Here is a 7,954-nt window from a genome sequence, read left to right on the forward strand (position 1 = left end):
ACCGGATCAGCCCTTGACGAGGCCGGAGAATCCCATGAAAGCCATGGAAATCAGGCCGGCGGTAATCAAGGCGATAGCGTTGCCGCGGAAAGGTAAAGGAACATCGGATGCGTCTATTCGTTCGCGAACCGCTGCGAACAGAACCAAAACCAAGGTAAAGCCGAGAGCGGCACCGAAACCGTACAAAAACGACTCGATGAATCCGTGCTGAGACTGGACATTCAGCAGCGCAACGCCAAGCACCGCACAGTTGGTGGTAATGAGGGGCAAAAATATGCCCAGCACTTGATAGAGCAAGGGGCTCGACTTGCGTACGAACATTTCGGTGAATTGCACCACCACGGCGATGACGACGATGAAGACGATGGTGCGGAGATATTCCAGTCCCAGAGGGACCAGAAGATATTCGTTGGCGAGATAACTGCTCACCGAAGACAGGGTCAGTACGAAGGTCGTCGCCAGACCCATGCCCATCGCAGTCTCAAGTTTTTTGGATACGCCCATGAAGGGGCAAAGCCCGAGAAACTTGACCAAGACGAAGTTATTGACCAGGGTCGTGCCGACCAGGATGAGCAGGTAATCCTTCATTAAGGAAAAATCGGGGAAGTGGGTCGTGATTTGGAGGACGGAATTTTAAAGAAAAGCAATAACTTGTCAAACCATAAAACCGACTGAAATACTTTGTTTTTGCGGGACGTCGGCCATTACGGCATTCGGAGTAAGAGACGAGATCATTATTTAGGTTTTGTAAGGATAGCTCACGATAAGTTCACCGGGATGGTGCGCTGAGCCGAGAGTCGTGAAATGTCCCAATTTCGGAGTGCCCAATCGAGGACATCGTCCGTTTTTGCCGATTGCAAATCCGGAGGCGGGTTTTGGTTTAAGAGGGTCAACAAGCTAACCAAGGTCGATGATGGATTTTGCCCATCCACGGGATCGGCGTAGGTCTGTTTGCTCAGTTTGAGTCCCATTTGATCTAGGAGAACCGGAACGTGCGCGTATACCGGAGTGGGCAATCCGAGTAGCCGCTGCAAATAAATCTGCCGGGGCGTGGAGTCGAGCAAATCGACGCCCCGAACCACTTCGGTAATGCCTTGTTCGTCATCATCGAGCACGGTTGCCAAATGGTAGGCATAAACTGCATCGCGCCGGAAGACGATGAAGTCTCCGACGTCGTTCGCCAGATTCTGTGTCACTGGTCCCTGGAGCATGTCCTCGAACGTTACCGCAGCGTTTTCCGTTATGACGCGCAAGGCATGAGGGTCGGTCACAGGTTTCTTGTTCCTGTTCCGGCAGAACCCCGGGTAAATCGATGCGTCCGTATTTCCGTCAGAGAACGACGCAAGGTCTTTGCGCGAGCAGGTGCAGGGATAAAGGAGCTCTTGATGATCGAGCCGCGCAAGTGCGGCTCGATAGGCCTCCAAACGCTCGCTCTGATAGAGGATAGGCCCGTTCCAGTGCAAACCGAATGTTTCCAGGGTGCGAAGAATCCGGTCTGCTGAATCGGCAATGGTGCGAAAAGGGTCGACATCGTCGATTCTCAAATACCATTCGCCTTGCTGCGATTTGGCTTGGAGAAAACTGGCGAGAGCTGTGTAGAGGGAGCCTAAATGCAGGGGGCCGGTAGGCGATGGCGCGAAACGGCCCCGGTATTTTGGCTTAGAAGAGGTCGTCGAGAATTGGGTGTCGTTCAAGTCCGAGGATGAATGGACCAAAGATTAGCCGACTTGCTTTTCCCGGATTTCATCCAGAGTCTTGCAGTCGATGCACTGGGTCGCCGTCGGCCGCGCCTCGAGGCGCCGCAGGCCGATTTCCACGCCGCAGGTCTCGCAATAACCGTAATCGCCACGCTCGAGATTTTCCAGGGATTCTTCGATCTTTTTGATGAGTTTCCGTTCCCGGTCGCGGGTACGCAGTTCCAGGCTGAATTCGGATTCCTGCGTCGCGCGGTCGTTCGGGTCCGGGAAATTAGCCGCTTCGTCCTGCATGTGATGCACCGTCCGATCGACTTCCTTCATGAGTTCCGCCTTCCAATTCTGTAGAATGCGACGGAAGTGCTCGACTTGAGCCTCATTCATGTATTCTTCGCCTTCCTTGAGCGGGTAAGGCGTGAAGCTGAAAGGTGTCACATGGGTATCGGCTTTTTGGGCGCTGGACATCCGTAAACTCCTAAACCAAGTTCAAAAACCGGATATTACTAGCAGACAAATCGCGGTTCTGCAAGATGGCCGGCGTCTGCTAACGAGATTGCTGGGACACTTTAAGGCGATTCCGCCGTGTTACGGATGCAAAAATGATGATTTCGAATCGTATGGCTGGCATACAGCCCTTCTACGTGATGGAAATTTTGTCGCGTGCCAATGCATTGGAGCGCCAGGGGCGGGACATTATTCATATGGAAATCGGCGAACCGGATTTTCCGACGCCTCCGCTGGTTATCCAACACGCGACCGAATTCATGCGCCGCGGAGAAATAAAGTATACGCCGGCTGCCGGGCTGCCCGAGCTTCGCGAGGCTATATCGAAATATTACCGCGACCGCTACGGCGTATATGTCGCGAGTGAACGAATCTTTGTCACTCCAGGCGCCTCGGGCGGCTTTCTGTTGGCGATGGGATTGCTGCTTAATGAAGGCGACGAGGTTCTGTTGGCGGATCCTGGCTATCCATGTTATGCGAATTTTGTTCGACTTTTTGGTGGCACCCCTTCGTTGGTTCCCGTAGACGCGTCAACGTGTTTCCAGCTCAATTCGGACGTCCTGTCCGCCCACTGGGACAGCCGAACAAAGGGCGTTGTGATCGCATCGCCCTCGAATCCCACTGGAACCGTAATGCAATCGGATGCGTTGAAGAGACTCACCATTGAATTGGAGCGGCGATCGGGGTTTTTGATATCAGACGAGATCTATCACGGACTCGAATATGACGAGCCTTCACCGACGGCTCTATCGCTCTCGGATCGGGTTTTCGTGGTCAACAGCTTTTCGAAATATTTTGGCATGACAGGCTGGCGGGTCGGCTGGCTTGTGGTTCCTGCCGACTACATCGAAAGTGCCGAAAAACTTGCACAGAACATTTTTATTTCTACGCCCGCCCCTTCACAATATGGCGCCCTGGCTTCCTTTACCGAAGCGAACTTACAAGAATTGGAGCAGCGACGACGCGTTTTTCAGGAAAGAAGAGACTTTCTTTGTGAGCAGCTGTTGAGCATTGGATTTACATTAAACACCATCCCAAATGGTGCTTTTTATGTGTACGCTGATTGCCGGCGGTTTACGTCGAATAGCTTTGATTTTGCATTGAATTTGTTAGAGGAAACCGGCGTGGCGACAACTCCGGGTAAGGATTTCGGAAAAAATTCGCCCGAAAGTCATCTTAGATTTTCATATGCGGTCACTCTTGAGCGATTGGCTGCGGCCATAACTCGGATAAGACAGTTTGTGCAGCGCTAATCCTATATGCGACGCTAGACTGCATAATGAGATATTTAAAATATAAGTTGTTAAATCAATCGGTTAGCGCATCCTGGCTGGCGTGATAGCGATCCTCTGGGTGAAATAATCAGTCTTAGGGGCGCGCAACAGCTATGCTAGACTTTGTATGCTTCCTGAGCCGGCGAGATGGGGCGCCGCATTGTAAATCGAGAGCGAAGAGCCAGGCTTTTTGTGCTTGCATCAGACCCGACGTTCCACAAAACCGCGCCGCTTAAACAAAACAAATGTTGGTTTTATGTCAGGGTTTCGGCTGACCTTGTTTTCACCTCGGGTTTCGTGAGCGAGCTGTTTTAAGAAAAAGCTAATTGGGGATAGATATTATGCGTCTTTTTAATTATGGAGCTTTGTGCGGAATTTTATTCTGCGCCTCTTTACTCGTGGGATGTGCTCCACTCGCACCAAACGTAGACCCGCCCTCGGAATATACCTACATCATCGGGCCAGGCGACAGCATTGAAATGTTTGTCTGGGGAAATCCCGAAGTATCTCGCACCATACCGGTTAGACCAGACGGAAAAATCAACGCCCCTTTGGTTGAGGAACTACCTGCATCGGGCAAGACGCCCTTTCAGCTCGCACGCGATATCGAAAAGGAATTAGCAAAATATATTCGAAACCCGCTAGTAACCGTAATTGTGAGTAATTTTGTCGGTCCTTACAGCGAGCAAGTTAGAGTTGTTGGACAAGCTGCAAAACCCCAGGCTGTACCTTATAAAGAAAATATGTCTCTGCTCGATTTAATGATTTTAGTTGGTGGGGTTACCGATTATGCGGCTGGCAACCGAGCTACTATCGTAAGGACATTAAATGGTGTTAAGCAGCAACTTAGAGTTCGTATCGATGATCTGCTCGAGGATGGCGATATCACGGCTAATGTAAATATTCTACCAGGAGATGTTTTAATTATTCCGGAAGCTTATTTTTAGCCTGTTTCGCATAGGAGCTAATTTCCATGCATGAACTAATCGCCGAGGTTCTCGGTCATATCCAAGGCGCAACCCGTTATAAGTGGCTTTCTATTGCTTTGGCATGGGTAATTAGTCTTGCGGGTTGGGTTTTTGTCGCGCAAATGCCTAACAAGTATGAGGCAAGTGCGCGCGTACATGTAGATACTCGCTCTGTTTTGCGTCCTCTGCTTTCCGGCTTGGCTATTCAGCCAGATGTTTCCGGCCAAATCCGATTAATGTCGAAATTGATGTTCAGTCGCCCAAACTTGGAGAAAGTGGCTCGGATGACCGACTTGGATTTAGGCGCGAAGGATGAAGCATCCATGGAAAAGTTAGTCAGTCACCTGCAATCGGCTATGAGCATTACTGGCGGAGAAAATAATCTATTTACGATTAGCGCAGAAGACCAAAATCCAGCGGTAGCAAAGAAGATTGTTCAGGCATTATTAACTATTTTTGTTGAGCAAACACTCGGAGAGTCGCGGGAAGATTCAAATTCTGCGCAGAAATTTCTGGACCAGCAGTTAAAGGAGTATGAAACACGTTTGCAAGCCGCTGAGAAGGCAAGAGAGGATTTCAAGCGAGCCAATTATGGATTGTTGCCGGAGCACGGGGGCGACCTTTATGGACAGCTCGGCACGCTTAACGGACAGCTCGAGGAGGCTAAGATGGCTCTGCAAGAGGCTGTCTATCGGCGCGAAGAAATGCAGAGGCAGCTGGATGAGGAGGAGCCGTCATTCACGGATTTTGGGAGCCAAGTTGCAGCAAGTCCTTTGGATACGCGTATTCAAGCGTTGCAAGCTCGATTGGATGAATTGTTGCTGAAATACACGAAGGGACATCCCGAGGTCATGGCGATTAAAAAGAGCATAGTCGAATTGGAACGGCAGAAAAAAAAGGAAGAGGAGGAGGCCGCATCGGAAGAAGATACCAGTTCTGGCATGGGGGGCGAGACAAATCCGGTTTTTCAACAGAAGAAAATTGCGCTTGGCGAGGCGGACGCTAATGTCGCCTCCTTGAGCTCACGAGTCAAAATCTTCGAGGAAAAGATAGAGAACCTGAAGAAACAAATGGATGACCGTTTAAAGGTGGAGACTCAGTTGCAGGGTCTCAATAGAGATTATGCAGCGATTAAGGAAAATTATGATGCACTCCTGAAACGGCGCGAGACAGCGAGAATGTCGGAAAGCGTAGAGCAGAGCACGGATAGCGTTAAGTTCAAGATTGTCGATCCACCTCAAGTACCTACGAAACCTTCTGCTCCCAATCGCATTCTATTATCGGTTGGGGTTTTCGCGGCAGGTATAGTGGTGAGTATAGGGTTGGCTGTGTTTTTGGCGCTGCTCAGGCCGGCATTCAATACCATGAATAAAGTTCGAGAGGTTACGGGATTGCCTGTACTTGGCAGCGTTTCCATGAATTGGATTCCGGAAATTAAGGAACGGAAATGGCGTGAGTTTCTAGCTTTTACGGCTATATTTGCCATGTTATTCGTAGTATTCGTTGGGGTAATCTTGCTGGAAATTAGGGGTTATCATCTTCCGTCCTTCATTTAGTCGGGGGCAGCCACGTGAGCATTATTGAAAAGGCACTTAATAAAGCGTTAGAGCTCGAGCAGTCTTCGACTAATAAAAAGGCGGATCAACAGAATTTTCCCGAAAGACTGGAAAACATTGAGGCGGCCGAGCCAGTCCCCGAGCCAACCAGGAAAGCTACTGCCGAGGCCAGTAAAATACATTCGATCGGTTGGAGTCACCTGCGGGAAAAAGGGATGCTCGGGCCTGAGATGGCTTATAGTCAGATAGCGGAGGAGTATCGCCTAATCAAACGGCCGCTTTTGATGAACGCATTCCCGGATGGTGATAATGGTCTCAGCCGTGCGAATCTGATTCTCGTCACCAGCAGTGTTCCCGGCGAGGGGAAAACCTTTACGGCCGTAAATTTGGCGCTCAGCATAGCGATGGAGCGGGATAAAACCGTACTGTTGATAGATGCTGACGTGGCGAAACCATCGATAGCTGAATTACTCGGGATCCCTGCGAAGATAGGATTGACCGATCTGCTTCAGGATAAATCGATCCGTTTTTCCGATGTCTTGATCAAAACGGATATTCCCAACCTCACGCTGTTGCCGGCAGGTAAATTGGATCGCCATTCCACCGAGCTCTTAGCTAGTGATGCGATGAAACGACTAGCCAATGAATTATCTGCCCGTTACCCGGACCGGGTAGTGATTTTTGACTCTCCGCCATTGTTGGCTGCTAGTCAAGGCTCCGTTTTAGCCACGTTGGTTGGGCAGGTCGTCCTGGTAATTGAGTCGGAATCAACGCCCCAATACATTGTTCAGGAGGCCATTTCCAAATTAGAGTCCTGCGAGGTCATTGGCTGTGTATTGAACAAGACCAAAAAGGGATTTGGATTCAGATATTATGGCTACGGGTACGGTTATGGGTATGGATCTTATGGTCAGCAGAGAACTGATGGGTGACCCAGCGTCCATGCCAAGTATTAGGAAGATCGGTCAAGGCATAGCCGTTCTTCCTTTTCTTTTTCCGTTGGCCCCTGCCTTCGCCGTGGATTGGCTTGTAACTCCCAATTTAACTGCGCGAGGAATATATTCCGACAATATCAATTTGTCCGGTAGCGGACAACGGTCTAGCAGTTCGGCGGGGCAGAATGGCGATGATGCATTCGTGACTGAGTTAAGTCCTGGCGTATCAGTCCGGCGCCGGGGCCGAAATCTATTTAACTTGGATTATCGCATGCAGAATCTATTCTATGCGGGAACGGATACAGATCCGCGGATCAATAACCAACTTCAAATGAATTCGACTACCGAGCTGTGGGATAATTCGGTATTCATCGATTCTACAAGTACGATTGGGCAATACAATAACTCGACTACTGGCCGTTTTGCGTTTGATAATGTCTCGCAAACTGGCAATACCAGCGATTACAGAACTTTTCGAATCAGCCCCTATTGGAAGCCGCACTTGGGCGGTTATGCAGAAGGTACTGCCCGTGTCACGTACAGTAACATCGGCGGAGGAAACTTCGATTCGAATATTTTCGAACAAAGAATAGATTTGCGTAGTGGCAACTGGTTCGATTCGCTTGCCTGGCGTGCCAACTTTTATAATCAAGAAAACACGCGTGACAATGGTGTCGGAGGCGCCAGCGCTACAGGCGACGTAAAATATCGAAACTACAATGGCGAGTTGAGATACCGTCTCTCCAAGGAATTCAGCCCGTTTATTCAGGCAGGACGTTTCGAAAACGATTTTTTAGGTCAGACAAACATTTCGGGGGCTCGAAACGGGGGGTATTGGACTGCGGGACTGGCTTGGACGCCGAGTGCTAAATTAGCTGTACAAGGCGGGTGGGGTAGCAACAATCATTTCATATCTGTGGCATGGGAGCCGAGCAAAAGAACTACGTTTCAGATCATCTACCGCGATAGCGACATAGGTGGGGCTTATGGTGGAGGTGGTTTCGGCGGGTTAGGCTACGGCGG

General features: G+C 50.0%; 8 protein-coding genes. 5 read left to right on the forward strand and 3 right to left on the reverse strand.

Features of this window, described 5'->3' with window-relative positions:
- Nucleotides 1-6 precede the first annotated feature (6 nt).
- From rsxA to dksA, 3 genes are all read right to left on the reverse strand, one after another.
- The gene (gene rsxA / locus B2A78_RS22810) at nt 7-588 is read right to left on the reverse strand and encodes an electron transport complex subunit RsxA (RefSeq protein WP_077732349.1); all 582 of its coding nucleotides are present in this window, start codon (nt 586-588) and stop codon (nt 7-9) included.
- 170 nt (nt 589-758) lie between these two features.
- The gene (gene gluQRS, locus B2A78_RS22815) at nt 759-1,715 is read right to left on the reverse strand and encodes a tRNA glutamyl-Q(34) synthetase GluQRS (RefSeq protein ID WP_346425856.1); all 957 of its coding nucleotides are present in this window, start codon (nt 1,713-1,715) and stop codon (nt 759-761) included.
- 3 nt (nt 1,716-1,718) lie between these two features.
- Nucleotides 1,719-2,159, reverse strand: coding sequence for an RNA polymerase-binding protein DksA (gene dksA / locus B2A78_RS22820; protein ID WP_077732350.1), 441 nt, complete (start codon nt 2,157-2,159; stop codon nt 1,719-1,721).
- Nucleotides 2,160-2,293: 134 nt separating this feature from the next.
- On the opposite strand from dksA, the gene B2A78_RS22825 reads away from it, so the two are divergent.
- The 5 genes from B2A78_RS22825 to B2A78_RS22845 all read left to right on the forward strand — a co-directional run.
- Nucleotides 2,294-3,451, forward strand: coding sequence for an aminotransferase class I/II-fold pyridoxal phosphate-dependent enzyme (locus B2A78_RS22825; protein ID WP_077732351.1), 1,158 nt, complete (start codon nt 2,294-2,296; stop codon nt 3,449-3,451).
- A 362-nt stretch (nt 3,452-3,813) separates the two neighbouring features.
- Complete coding sequence (locus B2A78_RS22830) at nt 3,814-4,419, forward strand: XrtA/PEP-CTERM system exopolysaccharide export protein (protein ID WP_077732352.1); 606 nt, start codon at nt 3,814-3,816, stop codon at nt 4,417-4,419.
- Between the two features lie 26 nt (nt 4,420-4,445).
- The gene (locus tag B2A78_RS22835; RefSeq protein WP_077732353.1) at nt 4,446-5,996 is read left to right on the forward strand and encodes an XrtA system polysaccharide chain length determinant; all 1,551 of its coding nucleotides are present in this window, start codon (nt 4,446-4,448) and stop codon (nt 5,994-5,996) included.
- A 14-nt stretch (nt 5,997-6,010) separates the two neighbouring features.
- A complete protein-coding gene (locus tag B2A78_RS22840; protein ID WP_077732354.1) occupies nt 6,011-6,928 on the forward strand; it encodes an XrtA-associated tyrosine autokinase in 918 nt (305 codons plus the stop codon).
- A gap of 10 nt (nt 6,929-6,938) precedes the next feature.
- On the forward strand, nt 6,939-7,954 hold a 1,016-nt coding region (locus B2A78_RS22845; RefSeq protein ID WP_240502645.1), incomplete at its 3' end, for a TIGR03016 family PEP-CTERM system-associated outer membrane protein.

It is taken from the genome of Methylocaldum sp. 14B, from assembly GCF_002005105.1.
Lineage (GTDB): Bacteria > Pseudomonadota > Gammaproteobacteria > Methylococcales > Methylococcaceae > Methylocaldum.